Here is a 25,275-nt window from a genome sequence, read left to right as displayed (position 1 = left end):
CACCTGAAAATCCTCATCAAAAACAGATTTATTATTATCAGGTAATTTTTTTTCCTCTTCCCCACACCAACTCAAAGATTGGACGCATAGATTGCACTAATTCTTCTGACTCGATAAGCACAATGAATGGCTCCTCACCCAGCGACGTGATGGCCAATTTGTTATCATAGATTGTAAAGTCCATTTGCATATCGCGCAAGTCCGGCAAAGTGCGCACTTCTTGATCGATCGTCAAAAACTCTTTGGCTATTTTCAATTCGAATGGGCTATCAGAAATAAGATGACGACACTTCGCCTTTATAATTCCCCTTCTAGTTCGATCTATCCAATCAGCGATCGCTCCGGGAAAATGTTTTTCGATCCTCTGGTAAGAAGAAATGAAAAGCGCGTTGCTTCCCGGATAATTCATCTCCTCCCACGCATTTAAGATGCCCTCTTTGGTTTCATGATATGTAATTTTTGGTCTCTCTTTCCCCGTGTTTCCCAATGACCGAAAGATTGGCAACATCTCAGAAAAATTTTTATAAGAAATGCGCAGTTTATTCAAAATGACCGTCGGGTCCATCGCTTGATATGTATTGATCTTTACATCCGGCAATTCACTCGCATAACCACGTTTGATAAGTCCTTCCAAAATTACATAGATGATGGAACGCTTAAGCTTCGTACTTGTGGAAATTTCTGTCACATTGCCCTGCTTCAATGCCAAAAGCGCCAGATACACTTCGGCTTCTTTTTTGGTAAACCCGGCAGTTTCTAAAATTTTAACGAGGTCTTGATCCATAGAACAAAAAATTTACCAATAATCAATTTTCAATTCACCAATACATTTTAAAAATCATACAAATGATCTCATTTATATAATCATTTCTACAAATCCCCCGGATGACAAAAAATGAAAACCGTACAGTTTAGTATATCTCAATGATGCTATTTTGTCAATATTTTTGATAAATCAATCCCTATAATGTCATTATTTAGCCATTTTATTGCAAATATTCATATTTTTTTATTGATATTTATAAACTACTGTGATAATTTACACGGTCGCTGAAAATCGGAAAGTTGTTTAACAATAAAATACTCTCACGGAGGATCAAAAAATGTCATTACTCACATTGTTGCAAAAAGTGAAATCTCTCCCAAAATATCTCCATCAACATGCCATCAAAAGCATTGGTACTAAATGGAGAAAGGAAAGACCTTTGGTAGAAGATGTCCTGAGCGGACGAACCACTTTTGAGAAAGCCATCACGCCACTCGTTGAAGAAAATACTAAACTGACATATTTTAGTTGTTATGATGGGGTGTGCAATTCGGAGCAGTTTGATGGGATAGTAAAAGATTGCAAAGAAAAATTTGCTGACATTCTCGATATGGAATTTTATGAATACTTTGGTCGCGGAGGATTACAAACATACGACCTGACGGAAACTGTTGACTTTACAAAAATTTTTTGGGCTGAAGTAACTTTTAGTCTCAAGCTCATAGCCATGGCATTGATCATTTCTTTTGTAATGATGGGCTGTGCTGAAGGATCGATCTTTACACCTTGGAACATAGTGAAGAGCTTGCTAACAGTGATCAGTGTCGGCTTTGGACTCTTGGCTATAGTTGTACGTCTGTTTTTTGTCTATCCAAACTCGCTTTCAGGACGAAGGATGTATGCCAAAAAAGTTCTAAAAGATGCGCAATTCCTTGATGAAATGTTTCGACTGGCACAAAATACGGAAGGAGGAGAAAATGGGATCAAATAAATGCATGCACGAAGACGAACACGGGAAGTTTTGTAGTCAATGTGGCATACCATTGGAATGCGATCACCGGGGAGAATGTGGGATCTTTTGTCGAAATTGTGGCATGCGGATCGGAGAAAAATGTCCCGAATGCAATAGCATAGAGCCGATCGGGCGGATTGTTTGCCAAACCAAACTCGCAGAAGCACACGCCAAAAGAGATTTTTTTGTTGAAGAAAAAATCTCTACTGAGAGAAAAAGCCTTTTTAGTTTTCTTGGCTTAAGTTGCTTTTGTATTTGTATGGTGACACTTGCCATGGCGCCCAGTTCACCCCACACAACAAAAGTTATTCTATTATTCGGTTTTTTATCCATCGTATTTCACACGCTATCCGTTCGTCGCGGAAAAAAATGGAAGCACAAAAAAGAATTTGAGGTCAAAAAGCGATTCGCGGAAAAATATCCGGATCACGCCGATATCATCCGTAAAGCGGAGGGGGTGAAAAGTGGAAAGTAAAAAATCAAATCAAGGATCCAAAAAATATTATGCAAAAGGTATGTATTTCAGTCTGTGGATAATCATTTTTTGTATGACCATTTGTTCTGCAGTGAACGGGACGGATATCTGGTATGACACATCAGAAAATCCTCCGGGACTAGAAATGTTTTCCATATTGATATCCCTTATTTTTTTGTTGCTAGCTCTTACACTAAGCTTCATAATTTTTACTGATCAAAGTGGAGAGGATGAAGAATGAAAAATCATAAATGCAATCATGAGAAAGAGTATGGCGAATTATGCGACAAATGCAAAATTACGCCTGAAAATTGCAAAAACGAGGCCAGAGAATGTGCCTTAAGCGCAATACCTTTGATGAGTCTGTATGGTTTATTGTCCATTTGTTACGGAATACTTTACATAAGTTTTCCAAAAGTGAGAAATTGGGTGTGGTGCATGAGATTGTATGATTTTCTCACAGTCCTAGTAGTTATCTTTCTCGCATATATCTACATAAAAACTGCTAGACTTGAAAAACGAGCTGAAAATAAAAGTCTTGATCATACAAAGAAAGACGTGTGAATTTTGAACAAATAATTCGAACAATAATCTTTTGACCAGGGAGGCAAAAAAATGTGCTTCCCTTTTTTATTTATCCTAAAATTTAACAAAAAATAGTCCGCCTTGCTTGTGAAGCATGACGGACCATATGTTCCGTGATCATTTGAAATGTAGTTCAGGAAAACTCAGCAGTTCATCGGAGAGTTTCTTTTGGCGTTTTATCGCATCGATAACACATTTCTCAACACCTGTCTCACTTGCAATCTCCTTTGTAGATAACTCTCTTTCTATAAGATATGCCACCCAATCAAATAATGCACAACCCAGTCCAAAGAAAGAATCATCGCCATCACCATTGATACCACTGTGACTTGGTTTTTTCAAGACACAATCTGGAAGGTTGAGATAATCTGCAAGGGCATATACCTGCGTTTTGAAAAGACTTTCCAATGGTTGCGTCGCGCCTGCCATTGAATTGGGAGAAAAAAGCCCACTATACAATTCCGTTTTCACGCTGGTACCGATCAAAAATCCTCCCAAACTCTCAGCAACTTCCTTGATCACTGTATTGCGCAAACCCATGATAATGTGCGCATGATTTGGCAGATTATACATGACAGCTTTTTCAAAAAGATCGGTCATGTCCAGCACAATGTGCCGAATGCCGAGATGTGTTGCCACTGTCTGTGCATCACACACATCTTGCTCGCGAATAAATCCCTCGCCAGATATGGTGATCGCCACTACCTCCATGCCGGTCAATTTGCACATTTTTGCAACCAACGCCGAATCAATCCCGCCACTGAGTCCCACACAGAGACATTTTGCTTCGCGTGCTTTTGCTTTTTTGTGTAAAAAATCAGTACACACCAAACAAAATTTTACAAAGTCCATTGTAAAAACATCTGCTGGAATTTCTTTGTTCTCTGTGATGAGACTTGTTGGCAACGATGGAATGATCCGATCAAACAATTTTCTGACGATTGGCAAAACCTGCGGAAAATATCTCCACATAATCAATGCAAGCCGAAAGCCGAAGCCATTGTAGTAAAAATCGATAAACTTCCGACCCCGTGGATACATCATCAATCGGTTATCGCGAAATTGTCTCAACCTCTCAACCATTGGATGATCCTCGTTGCCCTCATAGATGACTGTTGCCACAGCACAAAATTTATACCCTCTAGACTCTTTTACTGGCATGTCAGACGGCTGATCGTCTCGAAATACAGGTGGATCAATTTTTTCATAGTCAGAAAAGCTCCGTCCCTCTGCACAGCCTTCTCTATCACAGGCACTTGCACCGCCAGTATAAGCACCTCGAGTGCCAATTAGACCACGAGCACCCGTTGAAGTCGCTCTTATACCACCCTCACTGCCACTACTCGATGCGCTGCTTCTGCCACTCCGTCCTACGCCCTCACCCATATAACACCTCCATCAGATTATTTATTCGAGAGTTTTCGATCATGCCGTTTCAAACATATTTTAAGTTACTAGCCCCAAGCCTAGCAAAGTATTTTTTATTTGGCAATGATTTATAAATATTGAAAAAAGTATGTTTTTGCATTACAATAGAGGAAATGAAACTCAAAACAAAATTCTTATATGTATTGTTTTTTCTCGCGATTGGCATCGGGTGTGTTTCCTATTATGTCAGCATCCTCAATATCCGCACATTGACGCAAAAACAAGTCGTCACATATGCCGACGAGACACAAAAGAAATTTGAAAATCTGCGCGCGCAAGACATTCAAATGCTTTCTCTCGGTGCATATTTTTTTACTGCAAATCAAGAGATCAAAGACGCTTTCCTCACAGGCGACCGTGACCTCCTGTATCAAAAAATGCAACCATTTTTTGCAGAGGCGCGTGGCACTTACGGCGTAACGCATTTCAATTTCATCACACCAAATGAAAAAATCTTTTTACGTTTGCAGGATCCACAGACATTCGACGATCATATCCAGCGTCAATCTTTTCTCCGGTCTGTTGTTTCTCACAAGACGGAAAATAGTCTGGAACTCGGCAAAAACTCCTTTGCTCTGCGTATCGTAACGCCATATTATGACGGCGACACACTCATCGGCTATATCGAACTCGGTCGTGAGATCACCAATTTTTTGGAAACACTTGCCTATGAAACCAGCGACGATTTCGCGATTTATGGCAAAAAATCCCACCTTGATCATGATGATTTCATCGCAAGTGCCGAACGGAAAGGTCAGCCGGATACATGGGATGATCGTCCAAATTACGTGCTTTTGGCAGAAACAAAGACGCATGACAGCGCCACGACATTATGTGTGTCCGGTATAGAGATCGACACGTTAGTGCAAGATCGCTCGCTTTACAGGGAAATCACCGCCGATGAGAAAAAGTTTTTATGTGCGGGTTTTCCGATCAAAAATGAAAACGATGAAACGATCGCCACAGTGATCGTCGCACATGACATCACTCCGATGCTCATTACCAACCGCAATGCTTTTATGATCGAACTCGCGACCATTGCCATCGTTTTTGCTGTTTTTATCATCATTTTTTATATTCTCCTACATCGATTTGTCCTCCGCCCCGTCAAAGAACTCAAGCGCACATCTGCGCTTGTTGCCTCCGGGGACTTTTCTCAAAAGATTACCTACACATCCAAAGATGAGATCGGCGAGCTTGCCACATTCTTTAACATCATGACCCAAAGACTCGACGAAAGCACTCAGGAGACAACTCGCGCACTAAAAGAAACGGAAAGATCTCGATCCCTCTCCGATGCGCTCGCACATGATCTAGAAAAATTCAAACGCGCAGCAGACAGTACATCAGACTTCATCATCATTACCGACATATTTGGCAAGATGGTCTATGCCAACACTGCAGCAGAAAATATCAGTGGTTTATCGCATGATGACATTTTTTCTCTTCCCGATGCCGCTACACATTTTTGGGGCGGACAAACTGACAAGCAAAAATACGATGACATCTGGCGCACGATCAAAACAAAAAAGGAGCCCTTTGTCGGCAATATAAAGAACAAAACGATCTTTGGTAAAGAATACCATGTGGCACTCTCTATTGCGCCGATATTTGATGAATTTCACAATATCATCTTCTTTGTCGGTATCGGCAAAGACATCACGAGAGAAAAAGAAATGGAAATCGCCAAAGATACTTTTGTTTCACTTGTATCGCATCAATTGCGCACACCACTCACATCGATCAAGTGGCTGATCGAGCTCCTGCGCGAACAGAAAACCGGCGATCTCAATGCCAAACAAAAAAAGTTTCTCGATGAAGCCTATGCATCCACAAATCGCCTTGCACTTTTGGTCAGCGACATCCTAAGTATCAATCGCATCGAGATGGGCAGGGTCACAGTCAAAAAAACGCCATCAAAAATCACCGATCTGCTCACAGATATCTTTCATGAGATGGAGGTTCATTATAAATCCAAAGACATCATCGTCACCACACATTATGCAGAACATCTCCCCCTCGTTGATATGGACCCGATCCTTATCCGCCAAGTGATCGTAAATATCTTCTCCAATGCGATCAAATACACACCGGAGAAAGGCCTCATCTCTTTCACCGTAGAGGAGATTCCCGATCGCATTCGTGTGACAATTACAGATACCGGCATCGGCATTCCTCCGCAAGAGCAAGGGCGCATATTTGAACGCTTCTACCGTGCATCAAACGTACAGGCACAATATTCCGAAGGCACGGGCTTGGGTCTATTCATCGCAAAAACGATCATTGACATGTGTGATGGTACGATTGGATTTTATTCACAACTACAACACGGCACAACAGTGTGGTTCACTCTGCCAATCAAAAACGAAAAACGCGACTAATATAGTCGCGTTTTTATTTATCCCATAATTTATATACTATTTCAGTCAGCCAACTTGTTTCTCACTTTCTCAGAAATTTCTTCCAAAGTCCAATCCGCTTTCACGAGATATTCGGATACGCCTTTGCGCACGATCTCTCCCACCTTGCCCGTCTCACTCAGATTTGTCAGGATCATAACATCGATTTCTTTTGTTGCATCATCCTTTGCCAAACGGCTCAACACATCAAATCCGTTCATTTTTGGCAAAATAATATCCAAGAGGATCAGATCTGGTATATGTTGTTGTGCAAGTACCAAGCCATCCTCACCATTATCCGCCGTAAGGACAGCAAAGCCTTCCCCATTAAATTTTTCTTCCAACGCCATGCGAAGTGATGCTTCGTCCTCGATGATCAATATTTTTTTTGCCATATGCGCATATTGCTATTATTTGATTATTCTCTCTATTACTTATTATACTACGATAGTCATCGATCAATCAATGCCGACAACTATTAAGAGAGTTCATATCCTACCATCCCCAATTGTCATTCCCGCGGAGGCGGGAATCTATCCCCTGTCATCCCTGCCCCTGCCTACCGCCTGCCTGCCGGTAGGCAGGGCAGGCAGGCTCGGGCTTGACCCGGGGATCCACAGGTTTCCGATAACTTTACAGTTTCCATGGATTCCCGCCTCCGCGGGAATGACATACTGATTGATTTTTTTCAATTTAAACAAAATATACCCCTTCTCATTAAAACTATAAAAATTCTGTCATTGCGAGCGAAATGCAATGCAGTGAAGCAATCTCACAACATTACAACTAGCTCACAACATAAGAAGATTGCCACAGTCAATCCTGACTATCATCGGGATTCCCCGCAATGACAAAAATATATGGTTTTTGTTACAGCGAAATTTATTTCACAGCCGATTTCCACGCCAGTTCAAACATCGTCCGATAGGCATTTGCGATGTCACTGTCCTCTATGATTACGCCATAATAATTTTTTTTGATCGATAGAATAGCCACTTTATTATCATAAATAATATTATCCACACTGGAAAAAAGATGCGCATTGGGCAAGACGCGGACACTGAATTTAGAATTTTTCCGGTCGTTTGTCCTTTTGGCATAATTCCTATCAAAGGAGGTGTTGTTGACGATTTCCCTGGAACCTTTTGAATACGCAGATTCTTCCTGACAAATTTTGTTGTAGCTCTCTCGAAATTCCTCCATGACGTCTTTCATCGACCCAAACCAAAGAACCTCTGTTTTACTGCGGATTGTTTCTTCGTAGATCTTTCTGATGCCATCCTTCCCTTCATAGGAAACGACCTTTGGTTTTTCACTCTTATTAAAATAGTTGTTTTTAAGGTCCGGCAAGATATTTTCGATCGATCGCTTCTTTGATTCCAATATGCGCAATAGTCTCTCCGGTTCTTCCGGCAGATAATATTTTTTCTTTCCCTTGATGATCGTTTTGATCAATTCTTTTTTTATCAGACTTTCGATCGTTAAATACACCGTCGGTCTTTTGACCTCCGTTTCCTTGGCGATAGTCACGATCGTGCTGTGCCCAAAATTCACCATGGCCAAATACACTTTAGCCTCATTAGTGCTCAGTCCATAACTTATGAGAGTGTTTTGTAACTTTTCCATAGTGCCAGCATAGCAAAAATGCATCAAATGTCAATATTTGTGACATTATTTATGACTAATTTGATAAATAATGGCTTATTATAAAGATTTATTTATAATGAACATTATAATTTTGATATTTTCTATTGATAAATTATGATCTCATCGATACACTGGAACAATTAATTAATCACATAAGCTCCGACCTCTTAAGGCATAAAACCAACCCTATTATGAAAAAAGTAAAAATTTTGCGTCATAAAAACAATCGTTTTTTGTTTATTGATGATGATCTGTGGATGTGGGATACGCCACGAGAACAAAAAATGCAGAAAAGATTAAGCGAACAGGCATTTGGTGATGTATTGGTTGCCGGATATGGATTTGGTATCGTTACAAAATTCTTACTGGAAAATCCAAATGTTGTGTCAGTAGTAACCATAGAAAAATACAGCGCTGTATTGAACGCCGTAAAAAAATTTGATCGCCTAGAGGGAAAGATCATCGTGTGTGATTTTTATGACCTGCCTGATAATAAAAAATTTGATTGCATCGTTGGTGATATCTGGCAAGATATTGATACCGAATTTTTAGGAGAGTATGTCCGATTCAAAAAGAAAGCAAAGAAACTTTTGAAAAAAGATGGCAAGATCTTGGCCTGGGGAAAAGATTTTTTTGAATATTTGTTGAAAAAATCACAAAAAGTACATTAACAATGATCATGGGAGAAAGAAATGAGATACATTAAATTGATCGAATTGATGGGAAAAGAGGTTTTTTTGGTGGATGGCGTTTATGAGATCGTTTTAAAAAAGAAAAGATCGCAAAAAGGAGACTTCATAGGAAATTTTGACACATCGCTTTTTCCTCCCCAATTTTCACTCATTCATACTTATGAACTCTTCGCAGGATTTGGCAAGGCAAAAACCTACATGACCATCGAAGAATTATCTGTTCCTCACGAAGGTTTTTTACGTCCATACGACGGATCAGATACGCTTATAGGCTACAGAGTCATCTGACGTATAAAAACGCTGCCAGTATTAGCAAAACTATTTCTGGCAGTTTTTATTTTCTTGCGTTGCATTGATACGTCTTTATATATACGGTATAATGAGAGGATGAATATTATCGAGGTCAAAAACTTGGTCAAAAAATTTGATGACATCACAGCAGTAGATGACATCTCTTTTAATGTAGAAAAAGGAGAGATTTTTGCCTTTCTCGGACCCAACGGCGCAGGCAAAACTACCACGATCAAGATGTTCACCACTCTTTTGCAACCGACCAGTGGAAAAATATTGATCAATGGATTTGATCCCGCCACTGATCCGGACAATGTCCGGCGTTCATTTGGCATCATTTTTCAAGATCCGAGTCTTGATGACGAATTGACTGCTTTTGAAAATCTGGAATTTCACGGCGTACTTTATAACGTACCAAAAAAGATTCGACACATCCGCATTGAAGAACTTCTCAAAATTGTTGAGCTGGAAAAACGTCGCGATGACCTTGTCAAAGAATTTTCCGGCGGCATGAAGCGACGTTTGGAGATCGCACGCGGACTACTCCATCACCCGCAGATCATTTTCCTCGATGAACCGACACTCGGGCTCGATCCGCAAACGAGAAATCATCTATGGAGTTACATCAGAGATATGAATCAAAAGGAAGGAATCACGGTATTTTTTAGCACCCATTATATGGAAGAAGCCGACCGTATGGCGGATCGGATCGCAATCATCGATAATGGCACAATTGTCGCGGAAGGCACAGCACAGACACTCAAAGATCAAACAAAAACAGACACTCTCGAAGACGCCTTCCTGCAACTCACAGGCAAGCAAATTCGCGAAGAAGGCGCCAAAGGCATTGATCACTTAAGAAATATGCGACGTGTATGGAGAAGATAAAACAATATGCAAAAGTCATTTATATCCTGTGGCTTCGCCAGATCAAAAGATATTACCGCTCACGTGCGCGCATGTTTGGCTCTCTCGCCCAACCAATCCTTTTTTTGGTGGCACTCGGATTTGGCTTCGGGCCAATCTACCAAGCAGCGGGCGGTGGCAATTATATCCAATTCATCGCTCCAGGTATTATTTCCATGAGCATCATTTTTACAGCAATGTTTGCCGGCATTGAAGTGATCTACGACAGACAATTCGGATTTCTCAAAGAGACCCTTGTCGCTCCGGTACCTCGCTGGACGATCATGCTGGGACGCACCTTTGGCGGTGCAACTGTCGCGACGGCGCAAGGCATTATCGTTTTTTTGATCGCGCTCCTCGTGGGATTTCGACCGGAAAATTATTTTATCGCTCCGCTTGCAATCATTTATATGGTGTTGATTGCAACATTTTTTACCGCACTTGGTACAGCCATTGCTTCACCGATGGAAGATATGCAGGCGTTCCCACTTATCATCAATTTCCTCATTATGCCTCTATTTTTCCTTTCTGGTGCACTCTTTCCTCTGAGTGGCCTTCCTAAAGCAATCCAGACCATCACCTATGTCAACCCTCTCTCTTACGGCGTAGATGGCATTCGTGCCGTGCTCACCGGTCAAATACACTTCACTTTGCATACTGATTTTTTTGTCCTTTCCCTTTTTGCTTTTATCACACTTACGATCGGCAGTTATCTCTTTTCTAAAATTGAAGTCTAGACTCAGTCGATAATAAAAAAGTCGCCAATCTATATAGAGCTGACGACTTTTTTTGGATGATTCAATTTCATTACGTGTACAAATTTTCACATCGTGGACAACGTTTTATAGAAAGATTCCCATTAGCCATTTTAATATTACCCATCCACAGACCATTGGCAAATGGATGATTGCACATGCTACATTTTTCCTGATTTGACGGATCACCCAAAAACTGCAGATAAACAGCTTTACTCTCTCCACTCCTGAGAGTAATTTCAAACTTTTGGATCGTCGATATGATCGGCAATTCTGTCTGCATACATCACCTCCCCTAACTAAATTGATCTCATGAGTTTTATTAGTAAGTAACTGACATTATCATAGCAAGGTGACTCATATTATGTCAAACATTGGACAAAAAGTTAGAATCATTGTATAATAAGTTGATTTCATTACTTTGATCTTAAAGTCATTCTTTCTTCTTTGCACATATGCATTTTAAAAAGGCCTGCAAACGAGAAATCTCTTACTCTTTAATCTCTCACTCCCATGACAGAAAAACCTTTTACACTTCTTAGTCTCCCTACTGTCAAAAACACACGGCAGGTTATCAAAAAATTTCCTTTTCCCATTGCGCTCACAAAAGGATCCTATCCCAACATTGTAATTTTTATGCATAATGGGAAAGTGCGCGTTTTGCATAATGATGTCGATACAAGCACGTTTTCTTTCGTATGGTTGAGTTCCGGATGGAGCCAGCGCGACATTGCTTATGCGATCAATCTTTATTTCAACCACACAAAAACGCCCCACTCCTACGTTGAAAAAAGCTCATCAAAAGTAACTGATTGCATGGCATTTGCATTAAACGGTCTTCCGATGCCGGACACTGTTTTCGTCAGTCGTTCGAGAGTCGAAAAACATCTGTCTCTTATTAAAGAAGTGTGCAGTTTTCCTTTGATCGTAAAAGATATCAGAGGATGCCAAGGAAAACACTCCGCATTCATCTCCTCAGAAGCAGAACTCTTGGAAAAAATGACGACATTGCCAAAGAGCAAAAAATTTCTCTTCCAACGATTTATCCCCAATGAGTACGATTGGGGCATCATGGTAGCAAACGGCGTTGTTGTCGCAGGAGAGAAAAGTTATCCAACCGGCGGAGAATTCAGAAACAACACCTGCAATGGTGCAAAGGAATGTTTTGTAAACATAAAGGATATACCGGAAAACATCAAAAAAATGGCAATTGATGCCAGTGACCTACTCGGACTTTCATGGTCGCGCACTGATATCATTATTGATAAAAATACCGGCCTCCCCTACGTCCTTGAGGTCAATAGATTTCCCGGCATCACATCCGAATCGCATGAAGTCCAAGGCGCATACACATTTCTCGCATCACATATCCATTCTTCCATTCCCCAAAAGCTTCCCGAGAAATAACTCACCGAAGATTTTTTTGTATAGTAGCCACTACACCTGCAATTTTTTTGATCTCTTTCTTTTGCTCCGCGGAGAAAATGTCATCCACGATGACATCCGCCCTTTCGATTGCCTCAATGAATTTCTGTTTTCCTCCGGAGGCAATACTGATCAAGCTTACGCGTGCATCATGATCGTTGACCTCTTTTTTGACCAAGCCGATCTTCTCCATAGGCAAAAGCAACCGTGTAATGCCGGATGCTGTCAGACCAACTTTCTCTGCCAGATCGATCCTGCGCATCGTCTCATTTTCCGCTTGGCTCAGATGAAAAAGGATGATAAATTCATTGAATCCCAGGCCACCCAAACCATTATCAAAACGCCTCTGCATGATCGCATGGATCTTTGCGAGATCGATAAAAAACTTTGCATCGTTACCTAATGTAATTTTCTTTGTCATATGTTTGATTAATATTTGATATATCAATTATATGTCACATACCTATTTTTGTCAATGGACATATATAAAACACTTTTTTACAAAAAGAAAAGTAGTGTATACTTACTAATATCCACTAATGATCTAATGCTATGGAAAATCACAATTGGAATCAGATCTACAATAAAGTTTCTGCGGAGGCAGAGGCAGCAAAAGAAAAATCACGTCAGGGATTATTATTGAGCCAACGTGAGGCCGCGGTAGTAAGAGAAAAAGAACTGTATGATCGTATAGAAAGAGAAAAAACTACTACGCCAGAACCAAAAATTGCAGACGACTCGCAGACCGACCGACCAGTCTCCGCAAAAATTGGACAACCCGCCCCAGAAATTACGGTTGCAACAGACACACAAAATGATACGCCGACTGAACGTGTGCAAGACGATACACCCGAGAACGACATCATGGACAAATATAAGACGGACTATGCACATACCCGCGCTGCCGCATGGCACACGATCCACAAATTGGAAAATTCTCCTCATCAGACATACGCGGATTTGTATGCGGAAACAGAGGATGCTGGCGATAAAAAGTTTTTGGAACTCACGCGAAATCTGTGGACAGAATTTGCGGTCCATGGCATGAGCGGAGATGGTGGAAAAACATGGGCCAAGGAATCCGACCTGGACGGAGAGAGTTGTCTCATGTTGATGGATCTGGCTGGTATAAAAATAGATCGTGATAAAGTAACTTTTTTGCCGAAAGGAGACACTCTCGAAAGCGGCATCATCATGGATACATCAGGACGAGACGGTGTATTGTCTGAAAATGGTGGCAAGGTCTTGATCTTTGATCATCATGATAAAGACAAGTCTACGCGTGGCACTTCCGCGACAAAATTTGTATATGAAACACTTGTTGATATGGGTCTTTTGACACGTGAACCGTATTTGGATCAGTACGTGGACTTTGTCACGCGCATGGATAACTTTGATATCCCCCAGGATCAGTGGAATGCGATCTGTGCCAATTATCCCAAAAATCTCTACGGTTTGGCCAATGCTCTGGAAGTGCACGATGTGATCGCATTATTCAAAAATAATACCGATCCCGCACAACCATTGGAGCCAGAATATCTTGCACAACATGAATACACAATGCGGGATGGACAGAAAAAAACACTGGAAACACTCAGTAAAGAGATAGAAAATCACATGGAAAATGCAAAGAGAGATATCGCTGAATTGGAGCGCGAAGGATTAGTGTTTGATTCTGGAGCAAATCACTTTGGTAAAATTTTAATTGATCCAAAGAAAGTGCTAACAAATGGACGGGCATATAACCGTGTATCAGGATCAGGCGCTTCCGCACAATTATCCGTATTCAATGAGAAAGACCCCGATGGCAAACCAAAGTATGGCGCTTACATGATTTGGTCGCCTGAACAAAACTCCTTTGTAATTTACACAAAAAATGCAATGACATTCGGTCCGGCTCTTGATGAAAAAAGAGATGGACTTATGGTACGCGAACATATGTGGATGTACCCAAATAATGACAAGCCCCTACAAATCGGACTGAAAGACCTGCTTTCACGCTTATCTGGCGACGATCGTGATATTCCGCCATCCCTCCAAAAAGCATTGAGGACAAATGACCTTGCAAAAGAGATTATGACAGATATAGCGGAAAACAAAGATTTTACAACCGCATCTTTGCGTGAAAGATTTGCCAAGAAAAATATACCGACCGAGAATGTTTTTTCTATTTTGAAAAATCAGAGCGTCACTCTGCGTCGCATTTACAAAGAAAAAATTGACGAAAAAACAAAAGGATTTGATGCTACAAGAAAAAAAGAATTTCTCACTGCATTAAGAAAAAACAAGGGAAATGCATATACGCCGCAACAAAAAGCAGATCGCGAGATATGGGAAAACGTCTATTTAGAAAGTCTGTGCACTCTCAATGCAAAAAATGGAAACGGGAAATCCGCTGCATAGCCATAAAAAATTCCCATTACGAACGTAATCCGGAATCTATCCACCGTTCCACTTATAAGCAAACTTCCTCCACTTCTTTATCGTGAACATTCGGATAGGGATGTTTGTATTTGGCAATGCGCGCCTTTTTCAGACCGTCGATCTTTTTTATATTCACACGATTTTCCCAAAAAAGTACACCAGGAAAATATGGCACCAAATCCAAATCCTGAAACAACTCTACCAACGGCTCCCAGATCCATTTTTGCTCTTGCCATTGCAATGAATCATATTCACTCAAGATAAATAATGACAATGCCAATGTCGATGCAATGATCGCGATCACTAACGCCGCAATGGGTGATCCGACGTTCTCATAAAACAATGCGAACAAGATGATCCCAAAAAGAAATAACAAGCTCCCCCATTCATAACCGCTCATTTTATTCTTTACTTGAAATGCGGACTCTTTCAAAAGAATACTGATCTCCTGCAAGTTATCAAGCATTTTTTCTTTGATCATCTCCTGTTCTGCGCCAACCGCTTTGATGCCCCTCACCATGCCAAAGATATATGAGAGGTTTTTGCTCGATTTGCCGATGTCTTCGAGCTTCCAATCGATTTGTGCGATCAAATACTGATCGATCTGGTTTCTCACTGCAATAGTAACGGCAGGATCGAAATATTGCGAGAATTGATAGAGATTGAATAATCGCGCATCTTGATCGCGCAAAGTAATCTTGATCGTGTTTATGCGATCCCGCCTGTTCTCCATAGAAAAAACGATATACAGACCGAAACTAAAAACCGTAATGATCAACACCACATACGCGATCACCTCCGAAAAATCAAAATTCGTGCCTCCATCAATGACAATTGCCATCAGAAAGAACAGGGGAAACACCACCAGAAGTTTTGTATAGATTGGAATTTTTTTCATCTCTTTGTATTTGTATTTATATGCTACCATTGTACCACGCAAAAACAGCACCTTCAAACACCTGTCCAAAAAAATCAATCCATACGACGTCTTTCATAAAATTGAAATAAAAAGCCATTTTTTTGTGTACTATCGGTGTAATTAACTTTTGACAAATTATGTGGGCAATAATTGTGACTCTGTTCTTTCTCTGGATTTTGGGACTGATCACATCGCACACGCTGGGTGGACTTCTCCATATCCTGATAATCGTTGCGATCATTTTGCTTGTCATACGCATGTTGCAAGGTCGTAGCGTCATGTAGACAAAATATCAAAGAGGAAGAAAGGTTTTTATTTTTAACATAATCACATGGATTCATCAAATTCTCCAAGCACAAAACCATTGTACAGAGGAACGCAAATCGTTTGGTACGTTTTAAGTATACTGGAAGCATTACTTGTTTTTCGGTTTGTCTTGAAATTATTGGGCGCAAATCCTATTGCCGGATTTACCAATTTTATCTATAGCATAACGCATTTTTTCGTAGCGCCATTTCTCAGCGTATTTCATATCACAAAGATTGCAGGTAGTATTTTTGAGTGGACAACGCTTTTGGCGATGTTGGTATATTGGCTCTTGGCCGTGGGCATCATCAAATTATTTCTCATGGGCAAAACGGTATCAACGACCGAAGCGGCAACAAAATTGAACGACCAAGAATAATAATTTATATCATCACATAATACATATGGGAATCATTCTATGGATCGTCTTTGGGGCAATTGTGGGGTGGATCGCCTCTATGATCATGGGGACCAACGAGGGTTTGATCTTAGACATTATTTTGGGCATTGTGGGATCGGTTTTAGGCGGATGGCTCATGAGCTTTTTGGGGGAAGGCGGAGTTACCGGCTTCAACCTCTATAGTTTCTTGGTAGCCTTACTCGGAGCGATAGTACTCATCACCATTGTAAGAGCCTTGCGATAAAAGCATAAACGATAACTACATAAGAAAAACACCCAACATATATTGGGTGTTTTTCTTTTGATTCCTTTAACTTCGCTATTGTAAAAAATTTTCCAAATTAGGACTTACGCGAAATATCCTGCGTAGATCAACGCCGCTCCCATAGCAAGAACGATCCACGGCATGATGATGAGATATTTTTTTATATTTTCTAAAGCAGCATACAAACTCTTCCCCAATGAAGGAATAACGATGATAAATAACCCTTTTACAAGAGCTACCCATCCAAGTATGGTAACAATGATGGAGTCCGTATCATATAGCGCGACAATGAGATATCCTGTAATAAGAGCAAACAGTCCCATCAGAAGAAGGACTCCCCTGTTATTTAGTATATCTCTTAATGTTTGTTTGTACGCTTTGCCATCAATTACCCATGCGAGACCGATCAAGAATAATCCGATCCCAAAAATTTGAAAGATTTGTGCGTCATTCATTGTTGTATTTTTAATTCTTATGATTATATCATACACCAAAAAATGCCTCTACACCACTTTGTAATGTCAAGACTTGTACCATCAAGGTTCAAGTGGTCTTACAATATCATCTCCAAAAATATCAGACGATGCGTTTGGACTGTATTTCAACCGCTTTTGTCCCCCGCCAAAAAGAAAAAAGTACATAGATCATCTCCACTTCCTCAACGATTCGTTGTAGCATATCTCTTTGTCGATCATTTATGTCAGCATTGAAAATGCAAAAAACCTTTACACTGAGAACATCTTGACGAGATGAGACGACGAAAAAACCATCCTTGACCAGTCCATCGATAAGTTCCTTGTTTCCAATATGCGACAAGCTTTCATTGTTTTTTAATTCCTTTTCAGTAACAGTCCTGGCTTCCTCAATGTCTATGATTCTCAATAGCACATGATCCGCCTTTGTTATTCCCGCGACAATTTTCGTCAGATCAGCCATTACCTTGCCAAACTCATGTGAACTTCTTGGGTATTTCTGCACATCATCAAAGATCTTTCGTAAACTCTGTATTTCAACATTGGTAGTTCCTATATGTCTTACTGCCTCTTTAGATCGATAGTCCAATACTTCCATCTCATTCCTATACATCCTGTAGATAACAAAACCAATGATAAACTGAGTAATGATCATGATAACCTCCACCGTTTCTTCCTCAACAAAAGATATGCCACTACGGACCATCAAAGGAGTCAGAACCGTGGTCACTACTAAAACAAAGCCTAAAAATATATATGCGTTTTTGAGTGTTATTATTTTTCTGTCCATAATTTTTATTATAACACTTCAAGTATATCACTTGAGCCCAAAAACAAAAAAAAATGACGTCAAACGATATATTACACCGTTAACGTCATTTTGTAAGAGATTACCGATCAATCCGGCCATTCCTGATGGACATTCAGTTTTCTCGATTTCTCTCTCACACCATCTGCCATTTCAAGACGATGCTGAAGTAATTTATCTCTTAGATCAAGATCACCGCCCACAGCAAGAATTTCCATCGCCAGAAACGCAGCGTTGGCAGCACAGTCTATCGCGATTGTTGCTACAGGTATTCCCGAAGGCATTTGCACCGTCGCCAAAAGCGCATCCAAACCATTAAGTTTGGAACTGGAAAGTGGAACACCGATTACCGGCAGTATTGTATTGGCAGCAAACGCTCCTGCGAGATGTGCCGCCCAACCCGCACCGGCGATAAATACCTTGCATCCACGTCCCTCCCACGCGTCAATGAGCTTTGGAACGTCTTCCGGTGTGCGATGTGCCGAGCAAATTGTCCCGGCATAAGGAACATTAAATTCATCGAGAACATCTCTTGCCTTGCTCATTTCCGTTATGTCAGAATCACTCCCCATAACAATGCCCACCTTGATAGGACTCCCGTTTTTTTCATTCATCCGCATTCTCCTTGTTTTCGTTGATTTTTGATCTACACAGACATCTCCACCACAATAAACCATATTATAAAACAACTAATGGTCCATGTTATCAACATATTTGCTGTTTGTAAAGAGAATGATATTTATTAAAAAAATAACTTTTAAAATAAAAACCTCTGGGAAAATTTCTCTTCCCAGAGGTCATATGCTCAGCTGAACATATTATTTACTGTTTTGCCTTGTCTGCAGCAATCTTTGCTTTTCTGGCCGCAATCTTTGCTTTAGCATCGGCAAGGATCGCATCCTGACCGAGACCGGTTTGCATGTCGCCCATAGCTCTTCGCAATCTGGCATCGGCGATATTTGACTTCGTTTCAATACGTTCCTGAAAATCATCCACTGAAGAAATTTCTCCGCCACCAAGCTTATTTGCCAGCTCAATCGCATCAGCTGCTTTGTTCTTGGCCTCGGCAGTATTCGCCTGCGATTGGAGCAGGGTGATCTGCGTAAGTCGCGTCTGTTGCTTCGCTTTAAGAGCAGATGCAACTTGGTCAACGGCCATCATGGTTTGCTTGAAGGTCTCAACTTCTGCTAGCGCAGATTTTTGCTGGACCTCGAGACCTGTAAGTCTTGCTTGAAGGGGTTCGGACAAATGGTCATTTGAGTCATCACCATCACTGAGTATAAAAACGATATTGGTGTTGAGCTCGTCAACCTGCGCTGTAATGGCCGTGGCCCTGTTATTGGCGGTAACCATACTTCCTTCTGCTTCTGCAGCCTCTTCATCAAGAGTTTTGATAGCTGCTTCGATATCACGCAGATTCTGCTTGAGTGCAGGGATCGACATTTCATCGATGGCCTTATCAAGCAACGCATGTGCCGCACCAAGAGTGATCGTTCTTAACTTCTGAAAAATTGTCATCATTGTACTTCCTCCATTTTTACTTTTTTGAATTGAATTTGCCTTTGTTCAACGGACCAGCGCGTTTACCAACCAGTGTCACCACCACCTCCGCCGCCACCGGTATCAATGCTGAATGTCGTGTCGCCACCTCCGCCGCCACCGGTATCAATGCTGAATGTCGTGTCGCCACCTCCTCCAGAACTTTCATCACTATTTGATGTTCTTCCGCCACTGCCACGAGTATCATTATGAGCTTCATGCTCACCAGAATATCCACCGACAACGACAACTGTGTTATCTCGTGATTCATATTCCCGACGCGATCCCCAAGAATTTCTATTCCGGGATCGATGTGCATTTTCTACATCGTCTTTGGCGACGTTATACGCATGATCTGCCGCTTCTTCCGCCAAAAACATAAGTTGTGATCTCTGATTGAGATCTGCACAATTCACCGCTCGCTGGAAATTATTTTCCGCTGACGAAAGATGTTCTCTTGATTCTGGATTGACATCCCTGTCATGATCCTCAAAATACTCCCTTGCCTTCGAAATTTTTCTCTCAACATTGTCCTGTTGAGAGCTCAATTTCCTTCGCTGACGTTCAGCTGTTTCACGCTCATCGACCGCTTGATCATAGATCTTATCGGCCAACGCATTGGCTTCCTGTGCCCTCTTGAAAGCCGTGGTATAGTCAGGCATTGTTTTTTTGAGTTCGTCCTTCACCTCCTTGATCATTTTTTCTGCCTGTCGGAGATCATCCTCGAGACTGTCTCGGATGTCAGCATCGTATTGTTTGATATAATCCCATGCTTTCTGAATATCACTCTCGGTATCTGTAACCTCTTTGGCCACATTTGCCTTTGCTCGCTCAAGATTCTCCTTGAGCGAAAAAACGGATCGCATGAGCGACTCAGCCTCGCCGAGCCATTGACCTGCCTTTTCGACAAGATCTTGCCCCTGTGACCAGTCCTGGACATCCATACTGATGCATTTTCTGATTACATCAATTGTTGCCGTCGCCTTTTTGATACGATTCTCCGCTTCTGAGCCATTGCCCTTGATCGCCTCCCACGAACGTAGAACAAAAGACGCGGTAATCATCATGAATGTTTCTTTGGCATCACCAATCATCTTGACGACTACAGGGATCTTGGCTTCAATGTCCATAACCCTCTTCTCGATCGTTTCCCCGAGATCAGGAATGGCCAGTGCCCGCTCCTCGATACTGTTGAGCTGACCTTCCACCTCGTTAGTAACAACAGCAAACTGCTCATACTGTTTCCCATCAAGGTGACCTTTGGCCTGCTGAAGAATTTTCAGGGTTGTGTTGAGAAGCTTTGACACTTCATCGATCTTGAACCCCTTACCGATCAAAGCAGTAACTACGCCACTGACTTCTTCCGCTCTTTGATTGAGAGTTTCCAATGTCTTTGATGCATTCATTGCTTGATCACGAAAAGTTCTTACTTCTTCTTCCAATTCCCGAATGAAACTCAACGCGCCACTGGAAGATTCGGTGACTTCTTTGTACTTATCTTCCATAGCAGCATATTGTGCATCCATCAATCCATCAACATCAGGATCACCTGCCGCAGTTCCTGTTCCAGAAAAATCAGATGCCAATTTGGCCTGTGCATCCTTTGCTTTTTGGAGTTTTTTCCTGAGCAATTGTGCCGATTTTTCATCCATCACGCCAGTTATTGCTGTCACAAGCGTCTCGAGATCACTCATTGCCGCTCTGATCGATGTGATTTTCTCAGTAGCATTTTGTTTCTCGATCCTTGCTCGCTGTTGCGCTCGCAGTTTCTTTTCCCATTCTTCCCGACGCCTGTTGAACATCCGTATTAAAAAAAATCCGACAATACATACAGTCAGGATACCGAGACACCACTTCATCACAGTCCAAAGACCAGTCAGGTCAGTGGGTTTTGACGGCGCCTGCTGTTGCACTATCACCGTCTTACTTGGAGAAACTTGCGACGGATGAATGTGCTCATCAACAAGTCTCGTAACTTCATCAAGTCCGGCGATAAATCCTTCCGCAAATTCACCGCGTCCAAACTTAGGATTCATGAGATCTGTCTGGATTCTAATCCAATTCTTTTCGAGCGGTCTCCCAAACTCACTGCCATAATACAGTCCGGTCTTTCTTTCCGTCAGAGACATCATCAGCACGATAAGATTGCTCTTTCGTTTGCCATTGGCTGATTGCCACGCCGGAAAACTTTTCTCAAGTTTTTCTTCATACTCCATGAGCGAACTCGCCTCTCCGGCAAAAGATCTGATTGTCCAAATGTGAACATCCGCTCCTTTGCTCTGGAGGGCTTGTGCTGCCCTCTGTACATCTTGAGCCTTGCCACCAAACAGATTTGCGTTGTCAACAATTAATGCATTCTGTTGATCTGCAGCAAAAACTCCAGAAAAACCAACGGTGATCAACACCCAAACCAAAACAAACAGTTTAGTTGTTTTCATCTTTTTCCTCCCTGTTGTTATTGTTTTATTTTTTCCCACAAATCAAGAAACACCCTCAAACATTTTAATCTTTTTATCGTCTCCTTTTGTAAAATATTTTTACGTATTCACAATGTTAAAGATCTACTGCAAAAATCCGTTTTTATGGCTTTTGCAGACCTTTTACCATAGCAAATATCCTGTATTTGTCAAGCTCAGAAATAAAAAAGTCGCTGGAAAGTCCATCGACACATGAGTGGTAGGTGACCATGACAAAAAATGAATTTGATATAAATTTTCCTTCACTTATTTCTTGACATGACATATTTTTTATGATATATTCCCATGTTGTTCAAAAAATTAACAACCATCAACCAATAGGAGGAAAGTACATTGAAAAATCAAACAGTAAAAAACTACAAGGTGTATTCTACATGGGTACGGAGTTGGGCATCTTTTTTTGTTGCATTCATCGCAATGACGTTGATGTGGAGTATATGCCTTCTGGTAATTGCCAGATTTGCTCCTGGCGCAATACGATTGTTCTATTGGGGAGCTATTGGCGCTGTGCTTCTTTGCGGAATTTTGCTCATTTTTAACGAGCCTATCGTCGCACTGACCATGCATGCAAAACGTATTAGATCACGAGAACAATCCCCAAGACTGTGGGATACTGTTCACAAGGTAACACCACTTATTGCAAAGCCGACACCGCGGATCTACTTAGTTGATACAAGTGGCATGAATGCTTTTGCATTCGGCTGGGGACTGCCTTTTTTTTCTGCAGTGGGCGCAACACAAGGCATCATAGACAATCTAACACAGGAAGAGTTAGAAGCTGTCATGGCTCATGAAATAGGCCACATCGCCAATAGAGATATTCTTGTATCTATGGCGATGACGATAAGCGTCATGATAATGGCATTTACCGGATGGATTCTTTTAAGGATTGGACCTTACCAGTCAGGAAGCGATCGGCCAACATCGAGTAAAAAAGATAGCGGTTTGGCGCTATTGGCAATTTTACTCATCGGTGGAGGAATGTACTTGTTCGGACGTCTGTTTGGATATATTCTCCAACTTTTTGTTTCACGCCAAAGAGAATATGCTGCGGATGCCTCAGCTTCAAAGATCATGGGAACATCACGACATCTCGTGTCGGCCCTACAAAAGATTGTGAAAAATCCAACGATTGGATCAGAAAAAGTCGGCGCAGCTGTAGGGTTCCTCTGCACCGCAGATCCAAATCCATCTGACATGTTGTCAACTCATCCGAGCATGTCAAAACGTTTGGCCGCATTAGAAGCACTCGAGACATGAGTCAAAAAACAAAAACCACGAGAGGTAGACACTTCCTCTGGTGGTTTTTTTATTTTATTTGAAAAATTATTTTTAACGACATTCGTCCCACCTTTGACAAAATATGAATTGTGTAATAAAACATTAGATAAGCTCTCTTACAATCGAAACACAATCAAAAATCTCACTTAGTGGAGGATTTCATGAGCGTCACTGGCACAAAGAAAGAAAATGATAAGACGACATTCACCATCCAAGATCTGGAGCATTTCGGAACACCGGATCCAGAGCCGAGAGAAATTGTGGTAATGCACGACAAATTATGTGAATTACCAAAAATTACCAAGGGGGAAATGGACGTCAAGGCCAAATACAGCCCTAACACGATCCAATGGAAATTCTATGATATCGCTGGTCAAAAAATTGTGTTTGAGTTAAGTTATGATGACACTGATTTTTGTTCAACGGGGTTTCGTGCCAGCGCACATTCAACATCATGTCCATATCTTTTGACGAAATAATCACATTATGCAAACCACTTAAAAAGCCAGATCTAAAAAAGATTTGGCTTTTTCTTTTTGCATACGCAAACGGTTGATATAGAAAAATTTAATCAATCGAAAAATGAGAATGAAGCAGATCCTCATTCACTGCATTAATAATTTTTTCAAAAAGCATTTGCACAACCCTTTGACTGGCTTCCGGAGTCAAATTTTCAATTGTATCCAGATCCACCCCAAAAGCAAGTATGGCCATCCCTACATATTTGATCCCCGAGTTTTGAAAGATCCTCAGGAGGACTTCTGTATTTGGCTGACTCTCCAAATGCTCTCTAGCAAGTACAATAGCCGCGCAACTCAATGTCCATAGAGATTTATAAAGATCACCCGCCGTCAATAACACAGGATCGATCACCGGGTCATCCTTATGTCGCCTGTCAGGATTCTGCAAAACATCATCGATCTCTCTTTTGCTCAATTGTTTATTGGGAACAAAATCCATTGTTAATCCTCCTTTTTTATGACTATGCTTAAATTTTTGTGCAAACCAACATAAAAGAACTGACTAATGATTCTAATATGCAATAACAGTTTAGTCAATGGAGAGTAATATCCATTTAAAATATAACGTTTAAAATAAAAGGACTGCTAAAAATTTTAGCAGTCCTTCTCAAAAAGAACAAAAATTCGTTAAGCCTATTTCAGAGAAGATTCAGATAATCCAACCCTCTCAGCCCAGCTTCGGAATTTGTCATTTGCTGACTCCTTAACATTTGCCGAAACTCACCGAGTGGAACCAAAACAATTTCACGAAGGCTAGGGTGTCTTTTGCGTCCTTTCGGAATTTCTTCTAACACACATTCTGTAATTACCACTGAGAAAAAAACTCCAGTGGAATATGCATCGCGAAATGATGATCCGACTGCTAATGATTCTTTGCCGCGATATCCCGTTTCTTCAAGCAATTCCCTCTCTGCAGCAATTGCCGGATCTTCATCTTTGTCCACATCTCCCGCAGGCAATTCCAGCAAGATTTTTTCCGGTCCGGGTCTGAAGTGTCTTACCATGACAACTTCACGTTTTTTTGTTATGGCAAAAATTCCTACGCCATCCGGCTCTTGTTTGACACACACATCCTTATAGAATTCATTGCCAGGCCGTAAATAATCGACACTAAGTATCGAAAATCTTTTGGCTACAAATACCACCTTTTGTGAAAGACTTCTCCACCTCTCAATTAAATATGCATTTTTCATAGACAGCTCCTCTCTATTTTTTTGTTAAGCTCGCCTAAATATTAGGACTACGCATCCTAGCACATTTTTGGGACTTTGTCCATCTTTTTAAAACGGAATGTTCCCGTATAAAAATATGAAATATTATCTAGACAACGCGAGTACTAACTGGATGACCGTTAAAAAATATAATTCTCGCCCCTATAAATACAGAGCTCAAAAAAACCAGCATTTTTGGCATAGTATAAAATATTTTTTTATTATACCATTTTTCAAGAAAAATAATCACCCAAACAAAAATCCTCTGAT

The 25,275-nt window shown here is 41.0% G+C and carries 29 protein-coding genes; 14 read left to right on the top strand and 15 right to left on the bottom strand.

The features are described from left to right. Nucleotides 1-37: 37 nt before the first annotated feature. Nucleotides 38-784 (bottom strand): helix-turn-helix domain-containing protein, encoded by a 747-nt coding sequence (locus tag WC819_04410; protein ID MFA5986558.1) that lies wholly within the window; start codon nt 782-784, stop codon nt 38-40. A 319-nt stretch (nt 785-1,103) separates the two neighbouring features. Between WC819_04410 and WC819_04405 the strand changes: the two genes are divergently transcribed. Continuing rightward, a complete protein-coding gene (locus WC819_04405; protein ID MFA5986557.1) occupies nt 1,104-1,757 on the top strand; it encodes a hypothetical protein in 654 nt (217 codons plus the stop codon). Here WC819_04405 and WC819_04400 read toward each other — a convergent pair. Then, entirely contained in the window at nt 1,750-1,947 is a 198-nt protein-coding gene (locus WC819_04400; GenBank protein MFA5986556.1) for a hypothetical protein, read from the bottom strand. The two genes, WC819_04405 and WC819_04400, sit on opposite strands and share 8 nt — an antisense overlap. 105 nt (nt 1,948-2,052) lie before the next feature. Between WC819_04400 and WC819_04395 the strand changes: the two genes are divergently transcribed. After that, a complete protein-coding gene (locus tag WC819_04395) occupies nt 2,053-2,253 on the top strand; it encodes a hypothetical protein (protein MFA5986555.1) in 201 nt (66 codons plus the stop codon). 702 nt (nt 2,254-2,955) lie between these two features. Here the strand turns inward: WC819_04395 and nadE are convergent. After that, complete coding sequence (nadE, locus tag WC819_04390; protein ID MFA5986554.1) at nt 2,956-4,224, bottom strand: NAD(+) synthase; 1,269 nt, start codon at nt 4,222-4,224, stop codon at nt 2,956-2,958. 155 nt (nt 4,225-4,379) lie between these two features. Here nadE and WC819_04385 point away from each other — a divergent pair, with 155 nt between their 5' ends. After that, nucleotides 4,380-6,647 carry an ATP-binding protein gene (locus tag WC819_04385; protein MFA5986553.1) on the top strand — a complete coding sequence of 756 codons (2,268 nt, stop codon included), beginning with the start codon at nt 4,380-4,382 and terminating at the stop codon, nt 6,645-6,647. A 41-nt stretch (nt 6,648-6,688) separates the two neighbouring features. Here the strand turns inward: WC819_04385 and WC819_04380 are convergent, their stop codons facing one another. Both WC819_04380 and WC819_04375 read right to left on the bottom strand, forming a co-directional pair. Next, entirely contained in the window at nt 6,689-7,060 is a 372-nt protein-coding gene (locus tag WC819_04380; protein MFA5986552.1) for a response regulator, read from the bottom strand. A 487-nt stretch (nt 7,061-7,547) separates the two neighbouring features. Further along, the gene (locus tag WC819_04375) at nt 7,548-8,291 is read right to left on the bottom strand and encodes a helix-turn-helix domain-containing protein (GenBank protein MFA5986551.1); all 744 of its coding nucleotides are present in this window, start codon (nt 8,289-8,291) and stop codon (nt 7,548-7,550) included. A gap of 212 nt (nt 8,292-8,503) precedes the next feature. On the opposite strand from WC819_04375, the gene WC819_04370 reads away from it, so the two are divergent. From WC819_04370 to WC819_04355, 4 genes are all read left to right on the top strand, one after another. After that, nucleotides 8,504-8,983 (top strand): hypothetical protein, encoded by a 480-nt coding sequence (locus WC819_04370; GenBank protein ID MFA5986550.1) that lies wholly within the window; start codon nt 8,504-8,506, stop codon nt 8,981-8,983. A 21-nt stretch (nt 8,984-9,004) separates the two neighbouring features. Then, nucleotides 9,005-9,292, top strand: coding sequence for a hypothetical protein (locus WC819_04365; GenBank protein ID MFA5986549.1), 288 nt, complete (start codon nt 9,005-9,007; stop codon nt 9,290-9,292). Nucleotides 9,293-9,391: 99 nt separating this feature from the next. After that, nucleotides 9,392-10,183, top strand: a complete 792-nt coding sequence (locus WC819_04360; protein MFA5986548.1) for an ATP-binding cassette domain-containing protein — start codon at nt 9,392-9,394, stop codon at nt 10,181-10,183. Further along, nucleotides 10,171-10,938 (top strand): ABC transporter permease, encoded by a 768-nt coding sequence (locus WC819_04355; protein ID MFA5986547.1) that lies wholly within the window; start codon nt 10,171-10,173, stop codon nt 10,936-10,938. Before WC819_04360 ends, WC819_04355 begins: the two co-directional genes overlap by 13 nt. Before the next feature lie 70 nt (nt 10,939-11,008). On the opposite strand, the gene WC819_04350 is transcribed toward WC819_04355, so the two are convergent. After that, complete coding sequence (locus WC819_04350) at nt 11,009-11,239, bottom strand: hypothetical protein (GenBank protein MFA5986546.1); 231 nt, start codon at nt 11,237-11,239, stop codon at nt 11,009-11,011. 230 nt (nt 11,240-11,469) lie between these two features. Here WC819_04350 and WC819_04345 point away from each other — a divergent pair, with 230 nt between their 5' ends. Next, nucleotides 11,470-12,363 (top strand): hypothetical protein, encoded by an 894-nt coding sequence (locus WC819_04345; protein ID MFA5986545.1) that lies wholly within the window; start codon nt 11,470-11,472, stop codon nt 12,361-12,363. Nucleotide 12,364: 1 nt separating this feature from the next. On the opposite strand, the gene WC819_04340 is transcribed toward WC819_04345, so the two are convergent. Further along, nucleotides 12,365-12,802, bottom strand: coding sequence for a MarR family winged helix-turn-helix transcriptional regulator (locus WC819_04340; GenBank protein MFA5986544.1), 438 nt, complete (start codon nt 12,800-12,802; stop codon nt 12,365-12,367). Nucleotides 12,803-12,933: 131 nt separating this feature from the next. Between WC819_04340 and WC819_04335 the strand changes: the two genes are divergently transcribed. After that, nucleotides 12,934-14,784 carry a hypothetical protein gene (locus tag WC819_04335; GenBank protein MFA5986543.1) on the top strand — a complete coding sequence of 617 codons (1,851 nt, stop codon included), beginning with the start codon at nt 12,934-12,936 and terminating at the stop codon, nt 14,782-14,784. Between the two features lie 52 nt (nt 14,785-14,836). On the opposite strand, the gene WC819_04330 is transcribed toward WC819_04335, so the two are convergent. Next, entirely contained in the window at nt 14,837-15,703 is an 867-nt protein-coding gene (locus WC819_04330) for a hypothetical protein (GenBank protein ID MFA5986542.1), read from the bottom strand. 158 nt (nt 15,704-15,861) lie between these two features. Between WC819_04330 and WC819_04325 the strand changes: the two genes are divergently transcribed. From WC819_04325 to WC819_04315, 3 genes are read left to right on the top strand one after another with little or no spacing between them, the layout of a single operon-like run. Beyond that, nucleotides 15,862-16,008, top strand: a complete 147-nt coding sequence (locus WC819_04325; GenBank protein MFA5986541.1) for a lmo0937 family membrane protein — start codon at nt 15,862-15,864, stop codon at nt 16,006-16,008. A 47-nt stretch (nt 16,009-16,055) separates the two neighbouring features. Further along, nucleotides 16,056-16,409, top strand: coding sequence for a YggT family protein (locus WC819_04320; GenBank protein MFA5986540.1), 354 nt, complete (start codon nt 16,056-16,058; stop codon nt 16,407-16,409). Nucleotides 16,410-16,434: 25 nt separating this feature from the next. Then, nucleotides 16,435-16,674, top strand: a complete 240-nt coding sequence (locus tag WC819_04315) for a GlsB/YeaQ/YmgE family stress response membrane protein (GenBank protein MFA5986539.1) — start codon at nt 16,435-16,437, stop codon at nt 16,672-16,674. A 104-nt stretch (nt 16,675-16,778) separates the two neighbouring features. On the opposite strand, the gene WC819_04310 is transcribed toward WC819_04315, so the two are convergent. The 5 genes from WC819_04310 to WC819_04290 all read right to left on the bottom strand — a co-directional run bounded on the left by WC819_04310 (nt 16,779) and on the right by WC819_04290 (nt 21,953). Continuing rightward, nucleotides 16,779-17,150, bottom strand: coding sequence for a hypothetical protein (locus WC819_04310; protein MFA5986538.1), 372 nt, complete (start codon nt 17,148-17,150; stop codon nt 16,779-16,781). A gap of 121 nt (nt 17,151-17,271) precedes the next feature. Continuing rightward, a complete protein-coding gene (locus tag WC819_04305) occupies nt 17,272-17,958 on the bottom strand; it encodes a hypothetical protein (GenBank protein ID MFA5986537.1) in 687 nt (228 codons plus the stop codon). 107 nt (nt 17,959-18,065) lie between these two features. After that, nucleotides 18,066-18,590 carry a 5-(carboxyamino)imidazole ribonucleotide mutase gene (purE, locus tag WC819_04300; protein ID MFA5986536.1) on the bottom strand — a complete coding sequence of 175 codons (525 nt, stop codon included), beginning with the start codon at nt 18,588-18,590 and terminating at the stop codon, nt 18,066-18,068. A gap of 208 nt (nt 18,591-18,798) precedes the next feature. Continuing rightward, a complete protein-coding gene (locus tag WC819_04295; protein MFA5986535.1) occupies nt 18,799-19,497 on the bottom strand; it encodes a hypothetical protein in 699 nt (232 codons plus the stop codon). Nucleotides 19,498-19,559: 62 nt separating this feature from the next. Next, complete coding sequence (locus WC819_04290) at nt 19,560-21,953, bottom strand: TPM domain-containing protein (protein MFA5986534.1); 2,394 nt, start codon at nt 21,951-21,953, stop codon at nt 19,560-19,562. A 372-nt stretch (nt 21,954-22,325) separates the two neighbouring features. Between WC819_04290 and WC819_04285 the strand changes: the two genes are divergently transcribed. Together WC819_04285 and WC819_04280 are read left to right on the top strand one after the other, a co-directional pair. Next, complete coding sequence (locus WC819_04285; protein ID MFA5986533.1) at nt 22,326-23,252, top strand: M48 family metalloprotease; 927 nt, start codon at nt 22,326-22,328, stop codon at nt 23,250-23,252. A gap of 182 nt (nt 23,253-23,434) precedes the next feature. Next, nucleotides 23,435-23,752 carry a hypothetical protein gene (locus WC819_04280; GenBank protein MFA5986532.1) on the top strand — a complete coding sequence of 106 codons (318 nt, stop codon included), beginning with the start codon at nt 23,435-23,437 and terminating at the stop codon, nt 23,750-23,752. 88 nt (nt 23,753-23,840) lie between these two features. Here the strand turns inward: WC819_04280 and WC819_04275 are convergent, their stop codons facing one another. Both WC819_04275 and WC819_04270 read right to left on the bottom strand, forming a co-directional pair. Beyond that, on the bottom strand, nt 23,841-24,233 hold the full coding sequence (locus tag WC819_04275) for a hypothetical protein (protein MFA5986531.1): 393 nt from the start codon (nt 24,231-24,233) through the stop codon (nt 23,841-23,843). A gap of 199 nt (nt 24,234-24,432) precedes the next feature. Beyond that, on the bottom strand, nt 24,433-24,987 hold the full coding sequence (locus WC819_04270; protein ID MFA5986530.1) for an NUDIX hydrolase: 555 nt from the start codon (nt 24,985-24,987) through the stop codon (nt 24,433-24,435). Between the last annotated feature and the right edge of the window lie 288 nt (nt 24,988-25,275).

The sequence above is a fragment of the Parcubacteria group bacterium genome, assembly GCA_041660065.1.
Lineage (GTDB): Bacteria > Patescibacteriota > Minisyncoccia > Moranbacterales.
This window is presented reverse-complemented; position numbering and strand designations above follow the sequence as displayed.

Excerpts from the sequence above, each read along its gene's own strand:
- WC819_04410 (MFA5986558.1), bottom strand. The coding sequence starts at position 784 with ATGGATCAAGACCTCGTTAAAATTTTAGAAACTGCCGGGTTTACCAAA.
- WC819_04405 (MFA5986557.1), top strand. The coding sequence starts at position 1,104 with ATGTCATTACTCACATTGTTGCAAAAAGTGAAATCTCTCCCAAAATAT.
- WC819_04395 (MFA5986555.1), top strand. The coding sequence starts at position 2,053 with ATGGCGCCCAGTTCACCCCACACAACAAAAGTTATTCTATTATTCGGT.
- nadE (MFA5986554.1), bottom strand. The coding sequence starts at position 4,224 with ATGGGTGAGGGCGTAGGACGGAGTGGCAGAAGCAGCGCATCGAGTAGT.
- WC819_04385 (MFA5986553.1), top strand. The coding sequence starts at position 4,380 with ATGAAACTCAAAACAAAATTCTTATATGTATTGTTTTTTCTCGCGATT.
- WC819_04380 (MFA5986552.1), bottom strand. The coding sequence starts at position 7,060 with ATGGCAAAAAAAATATTGATCATCGAGGACGAAGCATCACTTCGCATG.
- WC819_04375 (MFA5986551.1), bottom strand. The coding sequence starts at position 8,291 with ATGGAAAAGTTACAAAACACTCTCATAAGTTATGGACTGAGCACTAAT.
- WC819_04370 (MFA5986550.1), top strand. The coding sequence starts at position 8,504 with ATGAAAAAAGTAAAAATTTTGCGTCATAAAAACAATCGTTTTTTGTTT.
- WC819_04365 (MFA5986549.1), top strand. The coding sequence starts at position 9,005 with ATGAGATACATTAAATTGATCGAATTGATGGGAAAAGAGGTTTTTTTG.
- WC819_04360 (MFA5986548.1), top strand. The coding sequence starts at position 9,392 with ATGAATATTATCGAGGTCAAAAACTTGGTCAAAAAATTTGATGACATC.
- WC819_04355 (MFA5986547.1), top strand. The coding sequence starts at position 10,171 with ATGGAGAAGATAAAACAATATGCAAAAGTCATTTATATCCTGTGGCTT.
- WC819_04350 (MFA5986546.1), bottom strand. The coding sequence starts at position 11,239 with ATGCAGACAGAATTGCCGATCATATCGACGATCCAAAAGTTTGAAATT.
- WC819_04345 (MFA5986545.1), top strand. The coding sequence starts at position 11,470 with ATGACAGAAAAACCTTTTACACTTCTTAGTCTCCCTACTGTCAAAAAC.
- WC819_04340 (MFA5986544.1), bottom strand. The coding sequence starts at position 12,802 with ATGACAAAGAAAATTACATTAGGTAACGATGCAAAGTTTTTTATCGAT.
- WC819_04335 (MFA5986543.1), top strand. The coding sequence starts at position 12,934 with ATGGAAAATCACAATTGGAATCAGATCTACAATAAAGTTTCTGCGGAG.
- WC819_04330 (MFA5986542.1), bottom strand. The coding sequence starts at position 15,703 with ATGAAAAAAATTCCAATCTATACAAAACTTCTGGTGGTGTTTCCCCTG.
- WC819_04325 (MFA5986541.1), top strand. The coding sequence starts at position 15,862 with ATGTGGGCAATAATTGTGACTCTGTTCTTTCTCTGGATTTTGGGACTG.
- WC819_04320 (MFA5986540.1), top strand. The coding sequence starts at position 16,056 with ATGGATTCATCAAATTCTCCAAGCACAAAACCATTGTACAGAGGAACG.
- WC819_04315 (MFA5986539.1), top strand. The coding sequence starts at position 16,435 with ATGGGAATCATTCTATGGATCGTCTTTGGGGCAATTGTGGGGTGGATC.
- WC819_04310 (MFA5986538.1), bottom strand. The coding sequence starts at position 17,150 with ATGAATGACGCACAAATCTTTCAAATTTTTGGGATCGGATTATTCTTG.
- WC819_04305 (MFA5986537.1), bottom strand. The coding sequence starts at position 17,958 with ATGGACAGAAAAATAATAACACTCAAAAACGCATATATATTTTTAGGC.
- purE (MFA5986536.1), bottom strand. The coding sequence starts at position 18,590 with ATGAATGAAAAAAACGGGAGTCCTATCAAGGTGGGCATTGTTATGGGG.
- WC819_04295 (MFA5986535.1), bottom strand. The coding sequence starts at position 19,497 with ATGATGACAATTTTTCAGAAGTTAAGAACGATCACTCTTGGTGCGGCA.
- WC819_04290 (MFA5986534.1), bottom strand. The coding sequence starts at position 21,953 with ATGAAAACAACTAAACTGTTTGTTTTGGTTTGGGTGTTGATCACCGTT.
- WC819_04280 (MFA5986532.1), top strand. The coding sequence starts at position 23,435 with ATGAGCGTCACTGGCACAAAGAAAGAAAATGATAAGACGACATTCACC.
- WC819_04275 (MFA5986531.1), bottom strand. The coding sequence starts at position 24,233 with ATGGATTTTGTTCCCAATAAACAATTGAGCAAAAGAGAGATCGATGAT.
- WC819_04270 (MFA5986530.1), bottom strand. The coding sequence starts at position 24,987 with ATGAAAAATGCATATTTAATTGAGAGGTGGAGAAGTCTTTCACAAAAG.